Below are 21,954 nucleotides of genomic sequence, written 5' to 3' on the forward strand. Positions count from 1 at the left end.
TCCGCCGTCAGAATGGCCAGTCGATCAGTGTTTCGACTTCTTTTCCGGCAGGCCCTTGCGCTTGGTCTCGGCGAATTCCTCGAGCTGTTTTTCGCTCATGGATTTATACATTCCCTTCGACGCGCCTTTGAGCGCGCCCTTCTTGGTCTCGCCGCGCTTGGCTGACAATGCCGCGCCGGCCGCTTTCTGCTGGGCTTTTGAGGTGGCTGGCATGATGGTTTCTCCCGTTTCCAATGAGAGGAAAACGCATTGTCCGGTGTGATGTTCCCAAAGCGAAAATTGCCTGCGATCAGGATATCGCCAGGCCAAATCCCTGCATCAGCCGGCGCGTCGGAAAATCGGCGCTGTTCGAGGTGAAGAATGCAAGGTCGGCGCCTTCCGGCAGTGCCTCTCTGCGATAGCGGGCCTCGGTATCGGCAAGCAGCGACAGCGCCCGGCGTGCGATCGCCTCGGCCGGGTCGAGCCAGTCGACCGGCCACGGTGCTGTCTTGCGCATGCGGTTGGCCAAAAACGGATAATGGGTGCAGGCAAGCACGACGATGTCGGTGCGCAGCCCGTCATGCTCGACGAAGCACGGCGCGATCTCGGCGCGCACGGCGTCCTCGTCGGCAAAGCCATCGCGCATATAGGCTTCGGCCAATCCCGCCAGCCTGTCGCTGCCGACAAGGCGGACATGGCATTTCTGCGCCCATTTGCTGATCAGGTCGCGCGTGTACTGGCGCTTGACGGTGCCGGGCGTAGCCAGCACCGAAACCAGGCCTGAGCGCGTGCGTTCCGCCGCCGGCTTGATGGCCGGCACAGTGCCGACGAAAGGGTGGCCGGGAAACCTCTCGCGCAAGGCATCGATGACCAGCGTCGAGGCGGTGTTGCAGGCGATGACCGAAATGGCCGGCGAAAACCGTTCGAGCAGCCTGGCGAACAACTCCAGGATATGTGTTCTCAGCGCCGGCTCCTCCCAGCCGCCGAAGGGGAACGCCGCGTCGTCGGCGACATAGATGAAGCGGCGGTCAGGCATCAGCACGCGCGCCTCACGCAGCACGGTGAGGCCGCCAATGCCGGAATCGAACATCAGGATCGGACGGGTGCTCGATGGATCGGTCATTGTCATTGAGTCACTAAGGGCTGGGAATCACTAAGGGCTGGGAATCACAAACGAGATCACGGGGGAAGGCCCGGCCCATGCTTTCTGCTTCGGCCAATGATGCTTTATCCCGGCCGCCTCTATGTGGAACCATCATGGCCTTGATGCGGCGAGCCGGTCACACAAGGCCGCGCTTGCCGAAGCCGCCGGGCCGCGGCCGGCCGTTCGCCGGAGATGCAGGGTGGTTCGACGGCACCGGCGCGGCCCGCGTGGCGTAGGCTGCAGCCAGGGCCGTCGCGCTGGTGGCTGACGCTGAATGGAGCGCGGCGGTGCCGCGCAGCGGCCCGGGCGGGTCGAAATCGTCGAAACTCAGGGATGACGCCATATCCGCAGAGCCACCGCCCGCCTGCTTGCCCGCCAAGATGACGGCCCACAGCCCGACAAGAGCTAATCCCAGCAGGTTAAGGCCGGAATGCGAATCTTCGCCGTCGAATTTTACGACAAGAACAGTGCCGGCCTGCAGGATCGCGAACAGCGTCGAGAACACGATATACGACCAAAGGATCCAACCCGACCCTTGCGCGTCGCGGCTTCGACGCCAGGCGAAATTCGCGCGGAACAGAACGATCACCAGCGAGGTAACGAGAACAGCCGCGGCCAGCCCTTCCCTGGAAGGACCGGGTTTCGAATTGGCCAAACCCTCGATGCCGACGGTCCCCACGACGCACAGCACGAATGTCACGATTTCCGCAACCAGCAAGGCCGCGGAATAGAAGAAAAAGCGAAGACGCCCGATATTTGAATTGAACATCGAAAGGATCCATCGTTTTCCAGACAATGGATCACACCAAATAACATTCGGTTACTGGTGAGGTATGGGCAGTTCCGAGGCTAGTCTTTGTCTTTCGACCTCGCAGCGCGTGCCGCGGCCGCCGGGAGCCGCCTTGGATCGTCGCCGGGCGATCCGTCGCCGCGCGGCATGGCCGGCGAGAACCTGTCCAGCGATGATATGATGCCGCGCAGCACCTTGAGCTCCGGCTCAGCAAAGCCGGGGCGGGTCAGCACTGCACGCAAATTGTCGACCATCTTCGGCTTCTTCGCTGCCGGGCGGAAATAGCCGCGCGCCTCCAGTGCACCTTCCAGATACGCCAACAGGCCGTGCAATTCTTCCTTGGCAGCCGGCGGCATTTCGGGGCCGGAGAAGTTGGTCCTGGTCTCGTCTTCCAGGCCGGACTTCATCCATTCATAGGACATCAGCAGGGCCGCCTGGGCGATGTTGAGCGAGGAGAAGGCTGGATCGACGGGGAAAGTGACGATCTCGTCGGCGAGGCCGACCTCGTCATTATAGAGGCCGAAGCGCTCGCGGCCGAACAGGATGCCGGTGCGCTGGCCGGCCCGCTGCCGCGCCCGCAGCGCCCTGCCCGCCTCCACCGGACCGCGCACCGGCTTGAAATTGTCGCGCGCGCGCGCCGTGGTGGCGAAGACGAAGTTCAGATCGGCAACCGCCGAGGCCAGGTCATCGAACACCTTGACGGCATCGATGACGTGGTCGGCGCGGCTTGCGGCGGCACGCGCCTTCTCGCTCGGCCAGCCGTCGCGCGGATTGACGAGCCGCAGCTCGGAAAGGCCGAAATTGGCCATGGCGCGCGCAACCATGCCGATATTCTCGCCGAGCTGCGGCTCGACCAGGATGATCGCCGGACCGGACGCTGGAGTTCCGGAGGCAAGAGGGGTGGCGGGATCCTGGGTAGCGGCCATGGTTGTCAGTGAACTGCTGTTTGCGGCATTTCGCAGTCCCCTGCCACATTTGGCGGCGAAAATGAAGCTTTCGCAAGGAATGCCGGCACTACGGCGCGGTTCGCCGTTTGCGCGGCCAAAAAGCCTTTGATATACGGGCCGCATCCCAGGGCCGGCAGCCGTGCGGGCAAGGCCGTTCCGTTCCCCAAAAGCGAGGCATTCTTTCCATGGCGAAGATCAAGGTGGCGAACCCGGTCGTCGAACTCGACGGCGACGAGATGACCCGCATCATCTGGCAGTTCATCAAGGACAAGCTGATCCACCCTTATCTCGACCTCAAGCTCGAATATTACGACCTCGGCATCGAGCACCGCGACGCCACCAACGACCAGGTGACCATCGATTCGGCCAATGCCATCAAGAAATACGGCGTCGGCGTGAAATGCGCGACGATCACGCCCGACGAGCAGCGCGTCGAGGAATTCAAGCTGAAGAAGATGTGGAAGTCGCCGAACGGCACCATCCGCAACATCCTCGGCGGCACCATCTTTCGCGAGCCGATCATCATGAAGAACGTGCCGCGGCTGGTGCCCGGCTGGACCAAGCCGATCATCGTCGGCCGCCACGCCTTCGGCGACCAGTACCGCGCCACCGACTTCCGCTTTCCCGGCAAGGGCAAGCTGACGATCAAATTCGTCGGCGAGGACGGCCAGGTAATCGAGCACGACGTCTTCGACGCACCCGGCGCCGGCGTCGCCATGGCCATGTACAATCTCGACGAATCGATCCGCGAATTCGCCCGCGCCTCACTGAACTATGGGCTGCTGCGCAATTACCCCGTCTACCTCTCGACCAAGAACACCATCCTCAAAGCCTATGACGGACGCTTCAAGGACATCTTCCAGGAGGTCTACGAGGCGGAGTTCGAAGCAGAATTCAAAGCTAAGAAGCTCTGGTACGAGCACCGGCTGATCGACGACATGGTGGCCTCGAGCCTGAAATGGTCGGGTGGCTATGTCTGGGCCTGCAAGAATTATGACGGCGACGTGCAGTCCGACACGGTGGCGCAAGGCTTCGGCTCGCTCGGCCTGATGACCTCGGTGCTGATGACGCCGGACGGCAAGACCGTCGAGGCGGAAGCCGCGCACGGCACCGTCACCCGCCACTATCGCCAGCACCAGAAGGGCGAGGAGACCTCGACCAATTCGATCGCCTCGATCTTTGCCTGGACGCGCGGCCTCGCGCACCGCGCCAAGCTCGACGACAATGCCGAACTGAGGCGCTTTGCCGAGACGCTGGAAAGGGTCTGCATCCAGACGGTCGAGTCCGGCTTCATGACCAAGGACCTGTCGCTGCTGATCGGCCCCGACCAGCCATGGCTTTCGACCACCGGCTTCCTCGACAAGATCGACGAGAATTTGCAGAAAGCGATGGCCTGAGCCCAACCGGCATGGGCAAGCCCGTCGTCTACGGCGCGGACTACAGCGTCTATGTGCGCATCGTGCGGCTGGTGCTGGAGGAAAAGGGCGTCGGCTACGAGCTCGTGCCCGTCGACATCTTTGCCGCGGACGGCATTCCCGGCTGGTATTTCGAGCACCAGCCGTTCGGCCGCATCCCGGCCTTCGAGCATGACGGCTTTCGCCTCTACGAGACCGGCGCGATTGCCCGTTATGTCGACGAAGCCTTTGGCGGCCCGGCGCTGCAACCGGTCGAAGCCCGGCCTCGAGCACGCATGAACCAGATCACCAGCCTGCTCGACGCCTATGCCTACAGGACCATGGTCTGGGATGTCGCGGTCGAGCGGCTGGAAACAACGCCGCCCGACGAAGCCGTGATCGCCAACGGGTTGCGGCAGGCAAGAATGGCATTGCAGGCGCTCTCCTCGCTGAAAGCTGAAGGGCCTTGGCTGTTGGGAACGGACCTGACGCTGGCCGACCTGCACGCCGCACCGATCATCGGCTATTTCGTCAAAGTCGCCGAGGGACAAGCCCTGCTGGCCGAGTTTGCCGAGATCCAGAATTGGTGGACCCGCATTGCGGCGCGTGCGAGCGTTGCCGGCAGGCTGACTTAACTCTCGAGCGCATTCATGGCCAAGCTCTCTCACCAGGACGCACTGACGGTGGCCAGAATAGTCAGAGTCAACCACGCCGGCGAGTACGGCGCGATCAGAATCTATTCGGCACAGATTCTTGTCGCGAAGCGTTTCTGGCCGGACTGCGTGCCGTCTTTGTCGGAGATGCTTGGGCACGAGCGCACCCATTGCGCGTCTTTCCATGCAGCCATGCCACTGCGAAATTCCCGACCGTGTCGCGTGATGCAATTCTGGAGCTGGGGCGGCTGGCTGCTGGGTTTCCTCACTGCCCTGCTCGGCCCGCAAGGCGTCTGGGCCTGCACCGCAGCTGTCGAAGCGGCGGTGCACCGCCATCTCGATGATCAGCTGTTCTTTCTCACCGGACGCGATCACGAGTTGCACGGCATCATCCTGTCCATCCGCGCAGAAGAGCTTGCACATCTCCGTCACGCCGAAGAGCAGCTGACCTCGCCTGGACCGTTGCTGAACCGCCTGCGCGCAGCGATCTCCGTTACCACCGACTGCCTGATTTGGCTGTCGACCTGGGGGGACTCGACGCGAATGACGCGTGCCCTGAAGGCATCAAGGCATCTCTGATGAGCGCTATGCCGTTCTAGCGCCGCCTCTTTGGGGCCACTGCCCTGCGCCATCGGGCCGCCGCCTGGCCCTAACGCCATACCGTGATCTGAACACCTGGCTCAGGCGAAGCAGCCACCGAATTGGCAAGCCGCTCAATCGGGAAGGTAGATCTCCGCCTTCATGAAGGTCTTCGCACGGCCTGTGATCAGCACGCGATCTCCGGCCAGTTCGCATAGCAAATGCCCGCCGCGCTGCGAGCATTGGAATGCCGACAGATGCGTCTTGCCGAGTTTTTCAGACCAGTAAGGCACCAGCGTCGCATGAATGGAGCCGGTTACCGGATCCTCGGGAATGCCCGCCCCAGGCACGAAGTAACGGGAGACGAAATCGTGGGCTCGCCCAGGCGCGGTAATAACCAGGCCGAGAGGATGAAAACGTCCGATCCTGAGCAGATCGGGAACGAAAGATCGCACGGTTGTCTCGTCGGCAAGCTCGACAAACAGGTTCTCGAAATTGCGGAAGCTCGCAACCGGCCGCTGAGGCAATATCGCTTGCAGCGCCGAGTTCAGCTCTTCCTCGACGGGCTGCGGCGGAAAACAAGGCAGATCGAGCTGATAGCCCCCTTCCCACCGGGAAACCCGCAGCTCGCCGACCCGGGTGGCGAAGGCCATTTCGCCCTGACCATTGTATTCCGTAGCCAGCACATGGGCGGCCGCAAGAGTGGCGTGGCCGCAGAAGTCGACTTCGTGGACCGGCGTGAACCAGCGCAAATCCCAACCTTTGCCATTCGCCCGCACAAACGCGGTTTCAGCAAGATTGTTTTCGTTGGCGATGGCCTGCATTACCTGCTCCGACAGCCATTCCTCTAAAAGGAGAACGGCGGCAGGGTTACCCTGGAAGGCCCGTTCGGCAAAGGCATCGACCTGATACATCGTCAGCGTCGGCATATCGGCCCTCAAAGATATCCGCTGGGCGGCGCGCCATTTCGGCCGTGCCGCCCCCGGGGCAGGTTCACGCCGCTTCGAGAGCCGCTTTCACCGCAGCGATCGCGTCTTCGGCCTTCGAGCCGTCCGGGCCGCCGGCCTGGGCCATATCGGGTCGCCCGCCGCCGCCTTGCCCGCCCAATGCCGCGGACGCGACGCGCACCAGATCGATGGCGTTGAAGCGGCCGGTCAGATCATCGGTGACGGCGACGACGACGCTCGCCTTGTTGTCCTCGCCGGCGCCGACAAAGACGACGATGCCGGAGCCGAGCGACTTCTTGCCGGCATCGGCCAACGGCTTAAGATCCTTTGGCGAGACGCCCGATACCGCCTTGCCGAGAAAACCGACACCGGCAATGGTTTCGTTTTCCGCAGGCACACCGGCTGGCGAGCGATCGCCCAGCGCCAGCTTCTTGCGCGCCTCGGTCAGCTCCTTTTCGAGCTTCTTGCGCTCGTCGAGCAGCGCCTCGACGCGGGCCGGCACATCGGCCGCCGAAATCCTCAGCGCTGCGGCGGCCGCCTTAAGCCGCTTGTCCTGTTCGTCGAGATGCTTTCTGGCCGCCTCGCCGGTCAACGCCTCGATGCGGCGCACGCCGGCAGCGACCGCGCTGTCGGACAGGATGCGCACCAGGCCGATATCGCCGGTCGCCCTGACATGCGTGCCGCCGCATAGCTCGACCGAATAAGGCCGGTTGGCCTTGGCGCCATGCAAGCCCGTGCCCATCGAAACGACGCGCACTTCATCGCCATATTTCTCGCCAAACAGCGCCATGGCGCCTTCGGCAATGGCGTCGTCGACAGACATCAGCCGCGTGGTTACAGGGCCGTTCTGAACGACGATCTCGTTTGCCATGCGCTCTACCTCTTCGAGCTCGTCAGGCGAGATCGGCTTGTTGTGGGAGATGTCGAAGCGCAGACGCTCGGGCGCAACCAGCGAGCCCTTCTGCGCCACATGGGTACCCAGCACCTCGCGCAGCGCCTCATGGATCAGATGCGTGGCGGAATGGTTCGCGCGCAGCCTGGTGCGACGCGCGTGGTCCACCTTCAGCTCGACGGTCGCGCCTGTCTTGACCGTGCCGTTAGCCACCTTGCCGAGATGGACGAAAAGCCCATCGGCCTTCTTCTGGGTATCGGATATCTCGATCGAGAACCCGTCGCCCGAAATGACGCCGGTATCGCCCATCTGGCCACCGGACTCGCCATAGAACGGCGTCTGGTTGACAACCACGGCAACGGCGTCACCCTTGCCGGCGCTGTCGACGGTTTTGCCGTCCTTGATCAGCGCCTGGATGAGGCCTTCGGCCTGCTCGGTCTCATAACCCAGGAATTCGGTGGCGCCGGTCTCCTCACGCACCGCGAACCATATCGTCTCGGTTGCGGCCTCACCGGAACCAGCCCAGCTTTTGCGCGCCTCCGCCTTCTGCCGCTCCATCGCCTCGGTGAAGCCGGCAAGGTTGACCGAGATGTTGCGCTGGCGCAGCGCATCCTGCGTCAGATCGAGCGGAAAGCCATAGGTGTCGTAGAGCTTGAACGCTGTCTCGCCATCCAGCATGTCGCCGGAGGCCAGCTTTTCCGTCGCCTCGGAAAGCAAGCCCAAGCCGCGCACCAGCGTCTTGCGGAAACGAGTTTCCTCAAGCTTCAGCGTTTCGGTGATCATCTGTTCGCCGCGCACCAGTTCCGGGTAGGCTTGGCCCATCTCGCGGACCAGCGCCGGCACCAGGCGCCACATCAGCGGATCGCGGGCGCCGAGCAACTGCGCGTGGCGCATGGCGCGGCGCATGATGCGACGAAGCACGTAGCCGCGGCCTTCGTTGGACGGCAGCACGCCGTCGGCGACCAGGAAGCAGGACGAACGCAAATGGTCGGCGATGACGCGGAACGATGCGACGGTGCCCGCATCCGGACCTTTGCCAAGCGCCGACGACGCAGCGTCGATCAGGTGGCGGAACAGGTCGGTTTCGAAGACGCTTTCAACGCCTTGCAGGATGGATGCCATGCGCTCGAGGCCCATGCCTGTGTCGATCGACGGACGCGGCAGGTCGACGCGCTCGTCCTTCGTCACCTGTTCGTACTGCATGAACACCAGGTTCCAGAATTCGAGGAAACGGTCGCCATCCTCCTCGGGGCTGCCGGGAGGGCCGCCCCAGATGTGCTCGCCGCGGTCGATGAATATCTCCGAACACGGCCCGCAAGGTCCAGTGTCGCCCATTGCCCAGAAATTGTCCGAAGTCGCGATGCGGATGATGCGATCGTCCGAAAGGCCGGCGATCTTCTTCCAGTACGAGGCCGCCTCGTCGTCGGTGTGGTAGACGGTGACCAGCAGCTTGTCCTTCTTCAGCCCGAACTCCCTGGTGATCAGGTTCCAGGCAAGCTCTATGGCCCGCTCCTTGAAATAGTCGCCGAAGGAGAAATTGCCGAGCATCTCGAAGAAGGTCAGGTGGCGCGCGGTGTAGCCGACATTGTCGAGGTCGTTGTGCTTGCCGCCGGCGCGAACACTCTTCTGGGCAGTCGTGGCGCGCGAATAGGGCCGCTTCTCCAGACCGGTGAAAACGTTCTTGAACTGCACCATGCCGGCATTGGTGAACATCAGCGTCGGGTCGTTGCGCGGCACCAGCGGGCTTGACGCGACGACCTCGTGACCTTCCTTGCGAAAATAGTCGAGAAATGCCGACCGGATCTCGTTGACGCCACTCATGAATACTGCCTTTTCGAGAGAACCGCCGGCTGCCGGCGGAAGATAGACATGGCCTTTTAGCGGTCGCACCGCAGCCTGTCCAGAAACACCAAATGGGCACAAATCCCGGCGTTCACCAGCGCCTTGAAATGCGTCTGCCTCGCCGTCAAACGCGAACCGCCGGCCCTGGGCCGGCGGTTCGAAACGCATCGATTACGCAAACTCACAATCAAAACATCAAATCGAAACCTGGCTGAGGCTCAGCGAGGCGTCGCTTGCCCTACATCACCCCAGCGTCGTCCTCGAAACCGTCGTCGCTGCTTTCGGAGCCGCCGTTCTCAAGGAATTTCTCAGCGATCAGCCCGGCATTCTGCCGTAGCGCCAGCTCGATCTCGCGCGCCGTGTCGGGATTGTCGCGCAGGAACAGTTTTGCGTTTTCGCGGCCCTGGCCAAGACGCTGCGAATTGTAGGAGAACCAGGCGCCCGACTTTTCGACCACGCCCGCCTTGACGCCGAGATCGACCAGCTCGCCGGTCTTGGAGACGCCCTCGCCATACATGATGTCGAACTCGACCACCTTGAAGGGCGGCGCCAGCTTGTTCTTGACGACCTTGACGCGGGTCTGGTTGCCGACGACCTCGTCGCGATCCTTGACCGAGCCGATGCGGCGGATGTCGAGGCGGACCGAGGCATAGAATTTCAACGCATTGCCGCCGGTCGTCGTCTCGGGCGAACCGAACATGACGCCGATCTTCATGCGGATCTGGTTGATGAAGATGACCATGGTGTTGGAGCGCGAGATCGAGGCGGTGAGCTTGCGCAGTGCCTGGCTCATCAGGCGGGCCTGCAGGCCGGGCAGCGAATCGCCCATCTCGCCTTCGATTTCCGCTCGCGGCGTCAGCGCCGCCACCGAATCGACCACCAGCACGTCGATGGCGCCGGAGCGCACCAGCGTGTCGCAGATCTCCAGCGCCTGCTCGCCGGTATCGGGCTGCGAGATCAGCAGGTTTTCGAGATCGACGCCGAGCTTGCGGGCATAGACCGGGTCGAGCGCGTGCTCGGCATCGACGAAGGCGCAGATGCCGCCCTTCTTCTGGGCTTCGGCCACCGTGTGAAGCGCCAGCGTCGTCTTGCCCGAGCTTTCCGGCCCGTAGATCTCGACGATGCGGCCGCGCGGCAGGCCGCCGACGCCAAGCGCGATGTCCAGCCCAAGCGAGCCGGTCGGCACCGTTTCGATCTCGACGACCTGCTCATTCGCGCCGAGCCGCATGATCGAGCCCTTGCCGAAGGCACGCTCGATTTGCGACAGCGCCGCATCCAGAGCCTTTGATTTATCCACCGCTTTGTCCTCTACAAGCCGCAAAGAATTCTGAGCCATGATACATCACCCCGTGGTCGTCAATGGAGGCCGGACAATCCCGCAATCCTTAAAAGAATGTACCTCATTTGTTCTCATTTGTCAATGAGCACCAAGGGTTTGAAAAACAACGGATATCCATATTTGTTCTATTTTTGTTTCGCAATTATTGCTTCCGATGTGTCTCGCCTCGCATGCGGCGCCGTTGCCGTCACCAACCGAATCGGACCCGCGATTGCAGGGTTCCGCCCGGCGACCTAGTCTCCCCCGGGCAACAGCTAAAGGGCATTTTGACGGCATGATCAAATCCCCGACGATCCTGGCCGTGGGCGGCGCCTATATCGAGCGGCGCGGCCGGGTTGCCGGCGCCTTCGTGCCGGCCGCTTCCAACCCCGGCACGATGCGCGAGCATGTCGGCGGTGCCGTCTTCAACGCCTTGCGCTGTGCGGTGCGACGCGGCGTCTCGGCCTCGCTGCTTTCGGTGCGCGGCGGCGATGCCCTTGGCGACACGGTTTTACGCGCCGTCACCGAGGCCGGCGTTGCCGACCTGTCGGCGGTGTTCCTCGACCGAGCAACGCCAAGCCATACGATGCTGATCGACAGCGACGGCGGGCTGATCGCCGGCCTTGCCGACATGGTGCTCTACGAGCTGGCGCTTCCCAAGCAGATCCGCCGTGCCAAGGTGCGGGAAGCGATCGGTTCGGCCGACGCGGTGCTGTGCGACGCCAACCTGCCGTCGACCGCGCTGGAGCGGCTGGCGGCACTCGCCGCCGGCAAGCCGGTGTTTGCGCTTGCGGTCTCGCCCAACAAAGCGGCGCGGCTGACGCCGGTGCTCGACCGTCTGGCGATGGCCTTCATGAACCGGCGCGAGGCCGGCGTGCTCGCCGGCGTCCAAATCGATCAAGGCATCGTCGACGGCCTGAGACGCGCCGGGCTGAAAAGCGGCGTGATCACCGCCGGCGACGAACCAGTGCTCGGTTTCGACGAATTGAGCGCGTTCTCGATCTCGCCACCGCCGCTGCAAAAGCGGACCGATGCTGCCGGCGCCGGCGACGCATTGGCAGGCGCCACGATCGCTGCCCTGCTGCGCGGCCTGACGCTGCGCGCGGCACTGCGCGAAGGCATTGCCGCAGCGATGCTCGCCGACGAGCGCGCCGCCTTCACCAGCGCTGGCTTTGCCGAGGCGCTGGCGCTCGTGCCCGAGGCGCGGGACCTGGCATGAAGTGCGGCCCGGAATTGCCGAAGCATGACGCAGCCTATTTGCCGGCGCGCCGTGCTGCCTCGTAGGCGCGGCGCGACCAGATCGCCATCTCGTCGGGATCGTCGAACGCGCTGTCGGGAACGCTCCAATAGGGCATCGACACGAGCTTGCCGTGGCGCGAGCCGGTATAGGTCCATTGCCGGCAGCCGGCCGCTTCGAAATCCGGGGCGCTTTCGGCGTCGGCCTTCAGCATCAATTCGCCACCGATGACGATGGCGACGATGACGCCGTCGAAATAGATGCCCTTGCCGCCGAACAGCTTGCGGATGCTGACCGGGCCGAGGCCTTCGAAAAGCTCTTCTATGCGCTCGTTGTCCATGCGGCGATCATGTCACCCGGATTTCCCCTTGTCATCGCCGCAACCGGCGCCATCCTGACAAAGTGCAAATCACTTTCGTCGGAGTTTCTCATGCCGCTTCTGCTCAAAGGGTCCTGCCGGTGCAATGCCGTGCGTTTCGAGGTGGAAAGCCACACGCCGGTGCCGTTCATGCTGTGCTACTGCTCGATCTGCCGCAAGCAGCAGGGCGGCGGCGGTTTTGCCATCAATCTCGGCGCCGATTACCAGACGCTGAAAATCCAGGGCAAGCGCCATCTCGGCGTCTACCGCGCCGAGATCGAGGACGACGAGCACCCGCAACGCGAGATCTCGACCGGCGAGCGGAACTTCTGCACGAAATGCGGGACGGCACTCTGGCTCTACGATCCGACCTGGCCGGAGCTGGTGCATCCGTTTGCCTCGGCGATCGACACCGACCTGCCAAAGCCGCCGGAGAAGGTGCATCTGATGCTGAAATACAAGGCGAACTGGGTCGAGCCGGATATCGGCAAGGGCGACAAGGTTTTCGATGTCTACCCGGAGGAGTCGATCGCAGACTGGCACAAGCGAACGGGGATGTGGGTGGATTAGCGTTCTTCTCCCCGTCGCTATATGGGGAGAAGATGCCGGCAGGCAGATGTGGGGCGGCGCAAACATTGCGAACGCCGGCTCGGCCCCTCATCCGGCCCTTCGGGCCACCTTCTCCCCGTATAGTGACGGGGAGAACGAAAACCTCAGGCCGAAGCGCGCGCCTCGGCCAGTGCCTTCAGATCAGCCGGCTTCAATTCGACCGATTCGCCGCAGCCGCAGGCCGAGCTCTGGTTCGGGTTGCGGAAGGTGAAGCCGGTTCGCAGTGTCGTCTGCTCGAAATCCATCTCGGTGCCGAACAGGAAAAGTGCCGCCTCCGGCGCGACATAGACATGGGCGCCATCGCGCTCGATATGGTCGTCCTTGGTGTTCGGCTCGGTCACCAGATCGACCGTATATTCCATGCCGGCGCAGCCGCCCTTCTTGATGCCAAGGCGAATGCCATGCGCATTCTCACGGGTCGCGACGATCTCGCGCACCCGGTCGGCAGCCTTTTCGGTCATCGTGATGACGGCGAAGCGTCCCATGTCTTTCCTTCTCCATTCTTTGCAGGTTCAAGGCCTGCCGAATGATTCCTCACCTAAAATGGTGAAGTTTTGTACCCGGCGCAAGTGCGCCAGCCTCTGTCTGGTCGGATGCTAATACCAGCCCACCGCCACCTGTGCCTCTTCCGACATGCGGTCGGGCGACCAGGGGGGATCGAAGGTCATGTTGACCTCGACGCCGGAAACGCCTTCGACGGCGCCGACGGCATTTTCGACCCAACCCGGCATTTCGCCGGCCACCGGGCAGCCGGGCGCGGTCAGCGTCATGTCGATCTTGACCGAGCGGTCGTCCTCGATGTCGATCTTGTAGACCAGGCCGAGCTCGTAGATGTCGGCCGGGATTTCCGGGTCGTAGACCGTCTTCAGCGCCGAGACGATGTCGTCGGTCAGCCGCGCCAATTCGTCGGCGGGGATTGTCGATCCGGAAACCGCCGCATTGGTCGTCGCTTCCGAATTGGTCTCGGCGGTGTGGCTGGCATCATCCATGATCGTCACCCGAAGAATTTTCGCGCTTTTTCCAGCGCATCGGCCAAAGCATCGACTTCGGCCCTGGTATTATACATGCCGAACGACGCCCTGCATGTGGATGTTACGCCGAAGCGTTTCAACAGCGGCTGCGCGCAATGCGTGCCGGCGCGGACCGCCACTCCCTGCCGGTCGATGACCATCGACACGTCATGGGCATGGATACCCTGCAGCTCGAACGAGATGATGGCGCCCTTGCCGGGCGCATCGCCGAAGATGCGCAGCGAGTTGATGGCGCGCAGTTTTTGATGCGCATAGTCCTTCAAATCGGCCTCGTGCGCGGCGATGCGTTCGCGGCCGATCTTTTCCATGTATTCGAGCGCGGCACCAAGCCCGATTGCCTGCACGATCGGCGGCGTGCCGGCCTCGAAACGGTGCGGCGGATCGTTGTAGGTGACGATGTCTTGCGTCACCTCCTCGATCATCTCGCCGCCGCCCATGAACGGGCGCATGCGCTCCAGAATATCCTTCTTGCCATAGAGCACGCCGATGCCCGACGGGCCATAGACCTTGTGGCCGGTGAAGACGAAGAAATCGCAGTCGAGGTCCTGCACGTCGATCGGCATGTGCACGGCGCTCTGGCTGCCGTCGACCAGCACCGGAATGCCGCGGGCGTGCGCGATGCGCACGATCTCCTTGATCGGCGTCACCGTGCCCAGCGCGTTCGACATATGGGTTATGGCGACCAGTTTTGTCCGGTCGGTCAGCCGCTTTTCGAATTCCTCGATGTGGAAGACGCCGAGATCGTCGACCGGTACCCAGACCAGCTTCGCGCCCTGCCGCTCGCGGATGAAATGCCACGGCACGATGTTGGAATGGTGCTCCATGATCGACAGCACGATCTCGTCGCCTTCGCCGATATTCGGCATGCCGAAACCATAGGCGACCGTGTTGATCGCCGCCGTGGTATTCGAGGTGAAGACGATGTTGTCGGTGCTCGGCGCATTGAGGAAACGGCGCACCGTCTCGCGAGCCTTCTCATAGGCGTCGGTCGCGGCATTCGACAGGAAATGCAGGCCACGATGGACGTTGGCATATTCCTGGGAATAGGCGTGCTGGATAGCGTCGAGCACCGCCTGTGGCTTCTGCGCCGAGGCGCCATTGTCGAGATAGACCAGCGGTTTGCCGTAGACTTGCCGCGACAGGATCGGGAAGTCGCGGCGGATCGCCTCGACGTCGTAGGGGATGTTTTCGACTTTCTGGTCCATTACAAGCTCTCTCGAGGCACCGCCTCATTCCGTCCAGCACCCCTCATCCGACCGAGCTTCGCTCGGCCACCTTCTCCCACAAGGGGAGAAGGAAGAGCGCCTCTCCTTCTCCCCTTGTGGGAGAAGGTGGCGCCGAAGGCGACGGATGAGGGGTGTTGGCACCAACCCCTCAGTCACCTCTACCCGTGCGTCAAAAACCAATCGTCGAGCCGTGCTTCCAGCGCCTCGACGATGGCCTCGTCGTCCAGTTCCTCGATCACTTCGGCGACGAAGGCCTTGACCAGCAAGCCGCGCGCGGTCTTCTCGTCGACGCCGCGCGCCATTAGGTAGAACAGATGGCTGTGGTCGATCTCGGTGACGGTCGCGCCATGGCCGCAGACGACGTCGTCGGCGAAGATTTCGAGCTCCGGCTTGGTCGAGAACTCGCCGTCGTCCGACAGAAGCAGCGTGTTGCAGGCCATCTTGGCGTTGGTCTTCTGCGCATATTGGTGGACGTTGATGCGGCCCTGGAAGACGCCGCGCGCCTTGCCGGTCACCACATTGCGGATGACTTCGGTCGAGGCTGTGTGCGGTACGGCGTGGTCGAGCACCATAGTGACATCGGTATGGGTATCGCCGGCGAGCAGATTGATGCCGCGCAAGGTGAATTCGGCGCCCTCGCCGGTCGTCTTCACAACGACCTCCTGGCGCACCAGCTTGCCGCCGGCATTCATGACGAACAGCGTCAGTTTCGAATTCTTGCCGAGATGCGCCTTGAACTGGGCAAGGTGCGTCGCCGTATCCGGATGCTCCTGCACGATGAGCCATGTCACTTCGGCGCCCTCGCCAAGCACAAGCTGGCTGACCGAACTGACCAGCGCCGCCCCCTCGCCTGCCTGGCGCTCGACGACGACAGCCTTGGCGCCGGCGCCGACACGGACGGCCAGGCGTACATGCGTCTGTCCACCGGCCTGCAAATTCTGCAATTCGATCGGCTTTTCCAGTTGGGCACCGTCGGCGATGTCGACGAAATAGCCGTCGGCGACAAAGGCAGTGTTGAGCGCGCCGATGGCATCGTCGGCGCCATAGGAATCTAACCCCGGAGCGATGCTGCCGTCGGTCAGCTTCTCCGACAGGCGCTGCACCGTGACGCCCTCGACAACAGCCCATTTCGCGCTCGAAACGCCATTCAGCACCGGTAAAACGCTGGAGCCTTCGACGATCGGCGCAATGGCTTTCGCGACCGCTGCCGGATCGAAGTCCGGCACCGAGGTCAGCAGCCGGCGCAGGTCCGTATAGTGCCAGGATTCGATGCGCCGCGTCGGCAGGCCGCTCTTGATCGCCTCGATGGCGTCGTCGCGCTTTAGCATCACCGCGCCGTCGCCGGGCAGCAGCGACAGCCGCTCGCCAAAGGCGTCGATCAGCGCCGTTTCGGCTAATGTCCGCTGGGGTGTCGTGTGCATATTCATCAGTATCGCCTTGTTTGGCTTGCCTTCCGGGCCCGCTTGCATCTCACGCGGCTTGCCCGATCACGCCGGCATAGCCATTGGCCTCGAGGTCGAGCGCCAGCGACTTGTCGCCCGACTTGATCACCTGGCCCCTGTAGAGCACGTGCACCGTATCCGGGACGATGTATTGGAGCAGGCGCTGGTAGTGGGTTATGACGACAATGGCCCTATCCGGCGAGCGCAGCGTGTTGACGCCGTCCGCGACGATCTTCAGCGCATCGATATCGAGTCCGGAATCGGTCTCGTCGAGGACACACAGCTTCGGCTCGAGCAGCTTCATCTGCAGGATCTCGGCACGCTTCTTCTCGCCGCCGGAGAAGCCGACATTGAGCGGCCGCTTCAGCATCGCCATGTCCATGTTGAGCGAGGCGGCCGCTTCCTTCACGCGCTTGAGGAATTCCGGGATTTTCAGCGGCTCCTGGCCACGCGCCTTGCGCTGCTCGTTCATCGCAACCTTCAAAAATTCCATCGTCGCCACGCCCGGTATCTCCATCGGATACTGGAAGGCGAGAAAGATGCCGGCGGTAGCGCGCTCGGCCGGATCCATTTCGAGGATCGACTGGCCGTTGTAGAGGATATCGCCCTCGGTGACCTCATAATCCTCGCGCCCGGCGAGGATATAGGACAGCGTCGATTTTCCCGAGCCGTTCGGCCCCATGATGGCGGCAACCTCGCCAGCCCTGACCGTCAGGTTCAGGCCGCGGATGATCTCGGTGCCGTCATCGACGATACGGGCATGGAGGTTTCTGATTTCAAGCATTATTTTCCACTTTCTTGTTCGCGGTGCCCGGCCTGCGACGGAACTTTTCTAAAAGCTCGAAAAGGGCGTACAAACTTGCTGGTGACCAACATCCAGCCAAAAAACCCAGCCGCGCTTAAGCCTGCAATCGAACCACCAATAGTTTTTGTCGAACTCAAGCCAAACACTGCGCCTATCAACGCCATCACAGCACCACCAACAGCCAATGTCAGCAAGAGCATCAGAACGGCAAATATCAAGCCTTCTATCCGCTTGAACAAATCCATGATCGCCGTTCCAGTTAACTCACCCAACACTCCCCTCAAGACTAATCCCGATCAGCTTCTGCGCTTCGACCGCGAATTCCATCGGCAGTTGCTGGATGACGTCCTTGACGAAGCCGTTGACGATCAGCGCAATCGCCTCTTCCTCCGGGATGCCGCGCTGCATGACGTAGAACTTCTGGTCCTCGGAAATTTTCGAGGTTGTCGCCTCATGCTCGAACTGCGCCGTCGAGTTCTTGGCTTCCATGTAGGGGACGGTATGCGCGCCGCACTGGTCGCCGATCAGCAGGGAGTCGCAATTAGTGAAGTTGCGGGCGTTGGTCGCCTTGCGGTGGGCCGAGACCTGGCCGCGATAGGTGTTCTGCGAGAAGCCGGCGGCGATGCCCTTGGAGATGATGCGGCTCGACGTGTTCTTGCCCAAATGGATCATCTTGGTGCCGCTGTCGACCTGCTGATAGCCGTTGGAGACGGCGATCGAATAGAACTCGCCGCTGGAATCGTCGCCGCGCAGGATGCAGCTCGGATATTTCCAGGTGATGGCCGAGCCGGTCTCGACCTGCGTCCACGAAATCTTCGAGCGATGGCCGCGGCAGTCGCCGCGCTTGGTGACGAAATTGTAGATGCCGCCCTTGCCTTCGGCGTCGCCGGGATACCAGTTCTGCACCGTCGAATATTTGATCTCGGCATCATCGAGCGCGATCAGCTCGACCACCGCGGCATGAAGCTGATTCTCGTCGCGTTGCGGCGCCGTGCAGCCTTCGAGATAGGAGACGTAAGCCCCCTCCTCGGCGATGATCAGCGTGCGCTCGAACTGGCCGGTGTTCTTCTCGTTCATGCGGAAATACGTCGACAGTTCCATCGGGCAGCGCACGCCCTTGGGCACGAAGACGAAGGAGCCGTCGGTGAACACGGCCGAATTCAGCGTCGCGTAGAAATTGTCGGAGGTCGGCACGACCGAGCCGAGATACTTCTTCACCAGCTCCGGATGCTCGCGGATGGCTTCCGAGATCGAGCAGAAGATGACGCCGGCCTGCGCCAGCTCCTTCTTGAAAGTGGTGACGACGGAGACGGAATCGAACACCGCATCGACGGCGACGCGGCCCGACTTGTAGACGTTGTCGCTGGCTTCCTCGAGCTCCGACGCATCGGTCTTCTGCACGCCGGCGAGGATTTCCTGTTCCCTGAGCGGAATGCCGAGCTTCTCATAGACCTTCAGCAATTCGGGGTCGACCTCGCTGAGCGAAGTCGGACCCGGCGTGCTCTTGGGCGCCGCGTAATAATGGAGATCCTGGAAATCGATTTTGGGATAGTGGACGCGCGCCCATTTCGGCTCGTCCAGCGTCAGCCAGCGGCGATAGGCTTCCAGGCGCCATTCCAGCATCCAGGACGGCTCGTCCTTCTTCGCCGAAATGAAGCGGATAATGTCTTCGCTCAGGCCCTTGGGGGCCTTGTCCATCGCGATGTCGGTCTGGAATCCGTATTTATACTGGTCGACATCGATCTTTCGAACTCGATCGATCGTCTCCTGCACAGCAGGCATCAGCGTTCTCCATCCACGCCGGGGTCAAGGCCCGGCAGTTTTCAAACTATGGCACCGCAAACAAGCACCCATCAGGCACCCGAGGCGGCGTACGTTTCATATAGTGCGTTCATGCCGGAAATTCACCCGGCCAAATTCGAACGCACGGCTTCTACCAGGCCGCAAGCCCTACATTTCGTCTGCCGCGCTCAGGCGGCTCGTTCCCTGCTTGCCTTTTCCTTACCGGCTTGGCGCGCGACGATCGTCGCCAGCGCCGAACGAAACAGCTCAATGTCTTCAGCGCTGGTCGCGTGGCCGATGGACACGCGCAACGCGCCGAGGCCGTCACCGTAACCCATGGCTTTCAGCACGTGACTCGGCCCGACTTTGCCCGACGAACAGGCCGATCCGGCCGACAGCGCCACACCGGCCAGGTCGAAGGCAATCTGCGCCGTCTCGGCCTTGATGCCGGCAATAGCGAAGAATGTCGTATTGGCAAGCCTTGGCGCGCCGGTCCCGAAGATTTCGGCGTCCGAAACAAGCGTTTTCACGATCGCCTCGATTTCGTCGCGACGCTGCCGCACCGTTTCGATCGTTTGCAAGCCGGCAGACGCCTCTCGCGCCGCCGCGCCAAACCCGGCAATCGCCGCCAGGTTTTCGGTGCCGCCGCGATGGCCTTTTTCCTGGCCACCGCCGCTGACCAGCGGCTTTGGCATCATCAGGTCCGACGCCGCGACAATGGCGCCGACGCCCTTTGAGCCGCCGATCTTGTGCGAGGAGAGAATCAGATAGTCTGCGTAACCCGCTGACATATCGAGCGGAATGCGGCCCGCCGCCTGCACGGCATCGACAACCAGGATGCCACCCGCCGCCTTGACGATTTCGGCAATGCGGCCAACCGGCTGGATGACGCCGGTCTCGTTGTTGGCGGCGTGTATCGCCACCAGCGGCAAGCCTTCGGCCTTGTCATGCTGGGCGAGAGCCTCGGCCAAAACGTCGAGCCTGGCGACGCCGTCGGTGTCGACGCCGATCCGTGTCACCTGCGCCGCTGGGAAACGCCCGCCGTTCAGCAGGCAAGGATGATCGGCCTCGGACACATAGAGCCGGCTCATACGGACAGCGCCGCGCCCCATCTGCCAGTCCGGCGTCAGCAGCGTCGAGGCCGCTTCCGTCGCGCCGGAGGTGAATACGACATGCTCGGCTTTGGCGTTGACCAGTCGCGCCACGTCGCGCCTGGCGTCCTCGATCAGCCGCCGTGCAGCGCGGCCCTCGGCATGAACCGAGGACGGGTTGGCGGCAACGTCGAGCGCAGCCACCACCGCCGCGCGCGCCGAGGCAAGCAGCGGCGCGCTGGCGTTGTAGTCGAGATAGGCGCGTGCTCCGGCCATTTCCGTCCAACTGGTCCCTTCAAAAGCCGTTCCGCGAAGATAGCGCGTTATTTCCTTGAAATTGCAAGGCAAGACGTCCTATTTACGCGGCTTGCGGCGCGGGTGGCCGAGCCACAATTTTTGGCCGCCCAGTTTTGAACAATTCTAAACTAGCTTCTAGAAAGACGCTCGCCCTGCGTCAAGGCCTAGGGAAGACTGGGGCCAGAGGAAGAGTTGTTCCGGGCGCCGCGCAATTTATGCCAAGTGGAGTATTTCATGCCTGAGGTCATTTTCACCGGTCCGGCCGGCCGCCTGGAGGGTCGTTATCAGCCCTCGAAGGAAAAGAGCGCGCCGATTGCCATCGTCCTGCACCCGCACCCCCAGTTCGGCGGGACGATGAACAACAAGATCGTCTACGACCTCTTCTACATGTTCCAGAAGCGCAATTTCACCACGCTGCGCTTCAATTTCCGCGGCATCGGCCGCAGCCAGGGCGAGTTCGACCACGGCACCGGCGAATTGTCCGACGCCGCCGCGGCGCTCGACTGGGTGCAGTCGCTGCATCCGGATTCCAAGAGCTGCTGGGTTGCCGGCTATTCGTTCGGCTCGTGGATCGGCATGCAGCTTCTGATGCGCCGGCCGGAGATCGAGGGCTTCATCTCGGTCGCGCCGCAGCCCAATACCTATGATTTCTCGTTCCTGGCGCCATGCCCGTCGTCAGGCCTGATCATCCACGGCGACGCCGACAAGGTCGCGCCGCCCAAGGACGTGCAGGGCCTGGTCGACAAGCTGCACACGCAAAAGGGCATTACCATCACCCAGAAGACCCTGCCCGGCGCCAACCATTTCTTTGCCAACCATGCTGAGCTTCTGATCGAGGAATGCGCGGACTACCTCGATCGCCGGCTGGCCGGGGAACTGTCCGACCCACGGCCGAAGCGGCTGAGATAATCGGCGATGTACCAACCGCCTCACTTCCAGGAAACACGGCCGGACGTCCTGCACGGGCTGATCCGGGCGCATCCGCTTGGCCTGCTGGTGTCGAACGGCGTCGAGGGGCCGGTCGCCAACGCGATTCCCTTTCTTCTAGACGCGGATGTGCCACCGAACGGCAGGCTGCGCGCCCATTTGGCCAAAGCCAATCCGCAATGGCGGCTTTTGGCCGACAATCCCCCGGCGCCGGTGCTGGTCGTCTTCCAGGGCGCCAATGCCTATGTGACGCCGTCCTGGTACGAGACCAAGCGTGAAACCGGCAAGGTGGTACCGACCTGGAACTACGCCATCGTCCAGGTGCGCGGCAGCGTCACGGTGATCGAAGACCAGGATTGGCTGGCCGAGCAGATTTCCGATCTGACGATGTCGCAGGAGGGCAGCCGCTCGGCGCCGTGGGCGGTGACCGACGCGCCGGCGCCCTTCATCCAGTCACAGATCAAGGGCATCGTCGGCCTGGAGATCGAAATCACCGAAATCAGCGGCAAATGGAAAGTCAGCCAGAACCGCCCGGCCGCCGACCGCGTCGGTGTCGCCGAGGGGCTCGAGAGCGAGACTGCCGATTCGGCCGACATGGTCCGGCTGGTAAGGTCTTACGGCGGGCTGGACGGCAAGTAATCTGGATTGCTTGCTCGACCGGTTC

23 protein-coding genes are annotated in these 21,954 nt (G+C 62.7%); 7 read left to right on the plus strand and 16 right to left on the minus strand.

All coding sequences use genetic code 11. From position 1 onward, the window contains the following. Window positions 1-24: 24 nt before the first annotated feature. The 4 genes from NKJ81_RS19705 to NKJ81_RS19720 all read right to left on the minus strand — a co-directional run bounded on the left by NKJ81_RS19705 (window position 25) and on the right by NKJ81_RS19720 (window position 2,839). Entirely contained in the window at window positions 25-213 is a 189-nt protein-coding gene (locus NKJ81_RS19705; RefSeq protein ID WP_023674705.1) for a DUF3008 family protein, read from the minus strand. A gap of 76 nt (window positions 214-289) precedes the next feature. Further along, window positions 290-1,102, minus strand: a complete 813-nt coding sequence (gene murI, locus NKJ81_RS19710; RefSeq protein ID WP_352541438.1) for a glutamate racemase — start codon at window positions 1,100-1,102, stop codon at window positions 290-292. 157 nt (window positions 1,103-1,259) lie between these two features. Then, window positions 1,260-1,892, minus strand: a complete 633-nt coding sequence (locus NKJ81_RS19715) for a DUF805 domain-containing protein (protein WP_352541439.1) — start codon at window positions 1,890-1,892, stop codon at window positions 1,260-1,262. Between the two features lie 80 nt (window positions 1,893-1,972). Then, window positions 1,973-2,839, minus strand: coding sequence for an RNA methyltransferase (locus tag NKJ81_RS19720; RefSeq protein WP_352541440.1), 867 nt, complete (start codon window positions 2,837-2,839; stop codon window positions 1,973-1,975). Between the two features lie 206 nt (window positions 2,840-3,045). On the opposite strand from NKJ81_RS19720, the gene NKJ81_RS19725 reads away from it, so the two are divergent. Genes NKJ81_RS19725 through NKJ81_RS19735 form a run of 3 tightly spaced genes read left to right on the plus strand, consistent with a single transcriptional unit; the run spans window position 3,046 to window position 5,486 of the window. Further along, window positions 3,046-4,257, plus strand: coding sequence for an NADP-dependent isocitrate dehydrogenase (locus tag NKJ81_RS19725; RefSeq protein WP_292659842.1), 1,212 nt, complete (start codon window positions 3,046-3,048; stop codon window positions 4,255-4,257). 11 nt (window positions 4,258-4,268) lie between these two features. Continuing rightward, window positions 4,269-4,889 (plus strand): glutathione S-transferase family protein, encoded by a 621-nt coding sequence (locus NKJ81_RS19730; protein ID WP_352541441.1) that lies wholly within the window; start codon window positions 4,269-4,271, stop codon window positions 4,887-4,889. A gap of 15 nt (window positions 4,890-4,904) precedes the next feature. Beyond that, window positions 4,905-5,486 carry a demethoxyubiquinone hydroxylase family protein gene (locus NKJ81_RS19735; RefSeq protein WP_352501576.1) on the plus strand — a complete coding sequence of 194 codons (582 nt, stop codon included), beginning with the start codon at window positions 4,905-4,907 and terminating at the stop codon, window positions 5,484-5,486. A gap of 134 nt (window positions 5,487-5,620) precedes the next feature. On the opposite strand, the gene NKJ81_RS19740 is transcribed toward NKJ81_RS19735, so the two are convergent. From NKJ81_RS19740 to recA, 3 genes are all read right to left on the minus strand, one after another. Further along, window positions 5,621-6,415 carry a PhzF family phenazine biosynthesis protein gene (locus NKJ81_RS19740; RefSeq protein WP_352541442.1) on the minus strand — a complete coding sequence of 265 codons (795 nt, stop codon included), beginning with the start codon at window positions 6,413-6,415 and terminating at the stop codon, window positions 5,621-5,623. 64 nt (window positions 6,416-6,479) lie between these two features. After that, entirely contained in the window at window positions 6,480-9,146 is a 2,667-nt protein-coding gene (alaS, locus tag NKJ81_RS19745) for an alanine--tRNA ligase (protein WP_352541443.1), read from the minus strand. A gap of 259 nt (window positions 9,147-9,405) precedes the next feature. After that, a complete protein-coding gene (recA, locus tag NKJ81_RS19750; protein ID WP_023674696.1) occupies window positions 9,406-10,503 on the minus strand; it encodes a recombinase RecA in 1,098 nt (365 codons plus the stop codon). A gap of 277 nt (window positions 10,504-10,780) precedes the next feature. On the opposite strand from recA, the gene NKJ81_RS19755 reads away from it, so the two are divergent. Beyond that, complete coding sequence (locus tag NKJ81_RS19755; RefSeq protein ID WP_352541444.1) at window positions 10,781-11,704, plus strand: PfkB family carbohydrate kinase; 924 nt, start codon at window positions 10,781-10,783, stop codon at window positions 11,702-11,704. Window positions 11,705-11,738: 34 nt separating this feature from the next. On the opposite strand, the gene NKJ81_RS19760 is transcribed toward NKJ81_RS19755, so the two are convergent. Then, window positions 11,739-12,062, minus strand: a complete 324-nt coding sequence (locus NKJ81_RS19760) for a TfoX/Sxy family protein (protein WP_352541445.1) — start codon at window positions 12,060-12,062, stop codon at window positions 11,739-11,741. A 90-nt stretch (window positions 12,063-12,152) separates the two neighbouring features. On the opposite strand from NKJ81_RS19760, the gene NKJ81_RS19765 reads away from it, so the two are divergent. After that, window positions 12,153-12,650: a GFA family protein gene (locus NKJ81_RS19765; protein WP_352541446.1), complete on the plus strand. Its 498-nt coding sequence runs from the start codon at window positions 12,153-12,155 to the stop codon at window positions 12,648-12,650. A gap of 143 nt (window positions 12,651-12,793) precedes the next feature. Here NKJ81_RS19765 and sufA read toward each other — a convergent pair whose 3' ends face one another. The 8 genes from sufA to NKJ81_RS19805 form a co-directional block, all read right to left on the minus strand. Further along, entirely contained in the window at window positions 12,794-13,174 is a 381-nt protein-coding gene (sufA, locus tag NKJ81_RS19770) for a Fe-S cluster assembly scaffold SufA (RefSeq protein WP_006206001.1), read from the minus strand. A gap of 111 nt (window positions 13,175-13,285) precedes the next feature. Continuing rightward, window positions 13,286-13,678: an SUF system Fe-S cluster assembly protein gene (locus NKJ81_RS19775; RefSeq protein ID WP_352474719.1), complete on the minus strand. Its 393-nt coding sequence runs from the start codon at window positions 13,676-13,678 to the stop codon at window positions 13,286-13,288. Window positions 13,679-13,683: 5 nt separating this feature from the next. Next, window positions 13,684-14,925, minus strand: a complete 1,242-nt coding sequence (locus NKJ81_RS19780; protein ID WP_352541447.1) for a cysteine desulfurase — start codon at window positions 14,923-14,925, stop codon at window positions 13,684-13,686. Window positions 14,926-15,104: 179 nt separating this feature from the next. Next, window positions 15,105-16,373, minus strand: a complete 1,269-nt coding sequence (gene sufD, locus NKJ81_RS19785) for a Fe-S cluster assembly protein SufD (RefSeq protein WP_352541448.1) — start codon at window positions 16,371-16,373, stop codon at window positions 15,105-15,107. A 43-nt stretch (window positions 16,374-16,416) separates the two neighbouring features. Continuing rightward, window positions 16,417-17,172 carry a Fe-S cluster assembly ATPase SufC gene (sufC, locus tag NKJ81_RS19790; protein ID WP_023674687.1) on the minus strand — a complete coding sequence of 252 codons (756 nt, stop codon included), beginning with the start codon at window positions 17,170-17,172 and terminating at the stop codon, window positions 16,417-16,419. Continuing rightward, window positions 17,172-17,438: a hypothetical protein gene (locus NKJ81_RS19795; RefSeq protein WP_352501568.1), complete on the minus strand. Its 267-nt coding sequence runs from the start codon at window positions 17,436-17,438 to the stop codon at window positions 17,172-17,174. Before NKJ81_RS19795 ends, sufC begins: the two co-directional genes overlap by 1 nt. 19 nt (window positions 17,439-17,457) lie before the next feature. Next, window positions 17,458-18,975 carry a Fe-S cluster assembly protein SufB gene (gene sufB, locus NKJ81_RS19800; RefSeq protein WP_352541449.1) on the minus strand — a complete coding sequence of 506 codons (1,518 nt, stop codon included), beginning with the start codon at window positions 18,973-18,975 and terminating at the stop codon, window positions 17,458-17,460. A 188-nt stretch (window positions 18,976-19,163) separates the two neighbouring features. Further along, on the minus strand, window positions 19,164-20,342 hold the full coding sequence (locus tag NKJ81_RS19805; RefSeq protein ID WP_352541450.1) for a cysteine desulfurase family protein: 1,179 nt from the start codon (window positions 20,340-20,342) through the stop codon (window positions 19,164-19,166). A 255-nt stretch (window positions 20,343-20,597) separates the two neighbouring features. On the opposite strand from NKJ81_RS19805, the gene NKJ81_RS19810 reads away from it, so the two are divergent. Both NKJ81_RS19810 and NKJ81_RS19815 read left to right on the plus strand, forming a co-directional pair. Next, window positions 20,598-21,272, plus strand: a complete 675-nt coding sequence (locus NKJ81_RS19810; protein ID WP_023674683.1) for an alpha/beta hydrolase — start codon at window positions 20,598-20,600, stop codon at window positions 21,270-21,272. Window positions 21,273-21,278: 6 nt separating this feature from the next. After that, window positions 21,279-21,929, plus strand: coding sequence for an FMN-binding negative transcriptional regulator (locus NKJ81_RS19815; RefSeq protein WP_352541451.1), 651 nt, complete (start codon window positions 21,279-21,281; stop codon window positions 21,927-21,929). Window positions 21,930-21,954: the final 25 nt, after the last annotated feature.

The sequence above is a fragment of the Mesorhizobium sp. M0018 genome (genome assembly GCF_040323955.1).
Classification (GTDB): Bacteria; Pseudomonadota; Alphaproteobacteria; order Rhizobiales; family Rhizobiaceae; genus Mesorhizobium.

Coding starts and splice junctions, on each gene's coding strand:
- NKJ81_RS19760 (WP_352541445.1), bottom strand. CDS start 12,062: ATGGACAACGAGCGCATAGAAGAGCTTTTCGAAGGCCTCGGCCCGGTC.
- NKJ81_RS19705 (WP_023674705.1), bottom strand. CDS start 213: ATGCCAGCCACCTCAAAAGCCCAGCAGAAAGCGGCCGGCGCGGCATTG.
- NKJ81_RS19810 (WP_023674683.1), top strand. CDS start 20,598: ATGCCTGAGGTCATTTTCACCGGTCCGGCCGGCCGCCTGGAGGGTCGT.
- murI (WP_352541438.1), bottom strand. CDS start 1,102: ATGACCGATCCATCGAGCACCCGTCCGATCCTGATGTTCGATTCCGGC.
- sufB (WP_352541449.1), bottom strand. CDS start 18,975: ATGCCTGCTGTGCAGGAGACGATCGATCGAGTTCGAAAGATCGATGTC.
- NKJ81_RS19805 (WP_352541450.1), bottom strand. CDS start 20,342: ATGGCCGGAGCACGCGCCTATCTCGACTACAACGCCAGCGCGCCGCTG.
- NKJ81_RS19740 (WP_352541442.1), bottom strand. CDS start 6,415: ATGCCGACGCTGACGATGTATCAGGTCGATGCCTTTGCCGAACGGGCC.
- NKJ81_RS19795 (WP_352501568.1), bottom strand. CDS start 17,438: ATGGATTTGTTCAAGCGGATAGAAGGCTTGATATTTGCCGTTCTGATG.
- NKJ81_RS19735 (WP_352501576.1), top strand. CDS start 4,905: ATGGCCAAGCTCTCTCACCAGGACGCACTGACGGTGGCCAGAATAGTC.
- alaS (WP_352541443.1), bottom strand. CDS start 9,146: ATGAGTGGCGTCAACGAGATCCGGTCGGCATTTCTCGACTATTTTCGC.
- NKJ81_RS19755 (WP_352541444.1), top strand. CDS start 10,781: ATGATCAAATCCCCGACGATCCTGGCCGTGGGCGGCGCCTATATCGAG.
- sufD (WP_352541448.1), bottom strand. CDS start 16,373: ATGAATATGCACACGACACCCCAGCGGACATTAGCCGAAACGGCGCTG.
- NKJ81_RS19765 (WP_352541446.1), top strand. CDS start 12,153: ATGCCGCTTCTGCTCAAAGGGTCCTGCCGGTGCAATGCCGTGCGTTTC.
- NKJ81_RS19815 (WP_352541451.1), top strand. CDS start 21,279: ATGTACCAACCGCCTCACTTCCAGGAAACACGGCCGGACGTCCTGCAC.
- sufC (WP_023674687.1), bottom strand. CDS start 17,172: ATGCTTGAAATCAGAAACCTCCATGCCCGTATCGTCGATGACGGCACC.
- recA (WP_023674696.1), bottom strand. CDS start 10,503: ATGGCTCAGAATTCTTTGCGGCTTGTAGAGGACAAAGCGGTGGATAAA.
- NKJ81_RS19775 (WP_352474719.1), bottom strand. CDS start 13,678: ATGGATGATGCCAGCCACACCGCCGAGACCAATTCGGAAGCGACGACC.
- NKJ81_RS19730 (WP_352541441.1), top strand. CDS start 4,269: ATGGGCAAGCCCGTCGTCTACGGCGCGGACTACAGCGTCTATGTGCGC.
- NKJ81_RS19720 (WP_352541440.1), bottom strand. CDS start 2,839: ATGGCCGCTACCCAGGATCCCGCCACCCCTCTTGCCTCCGGAACTCCA.
- NKJ81_RS19715 (WP_352541439.1), bottom strand. CDS start 1,892: ATGTTCAATTCAAATATCGGGCGTCTTCGCTTTTTCTTCTATTCCGCG.
- sufA (WP_006206001.1), bottom strand. CDS start 13,174: ATGGGACGCTTCGCCGTCATCACGATGACCGAAAAGGCTGCCGACCGG.
- NKJ81_RS19725 (WP_292659842.1), top strand. CDS start 3,046: ATGGCGAAGATCAAGGTGGCGAACCCGGTCGTCGAACTCGACGGCGAC.
- NKJ81_RS19780 (WP_352541447.1), bottom strand. CDS start 14,925: ATGGACCAGAAAGTCGAAAACATCCCCTACGACGTCGAGGCGATCCGC.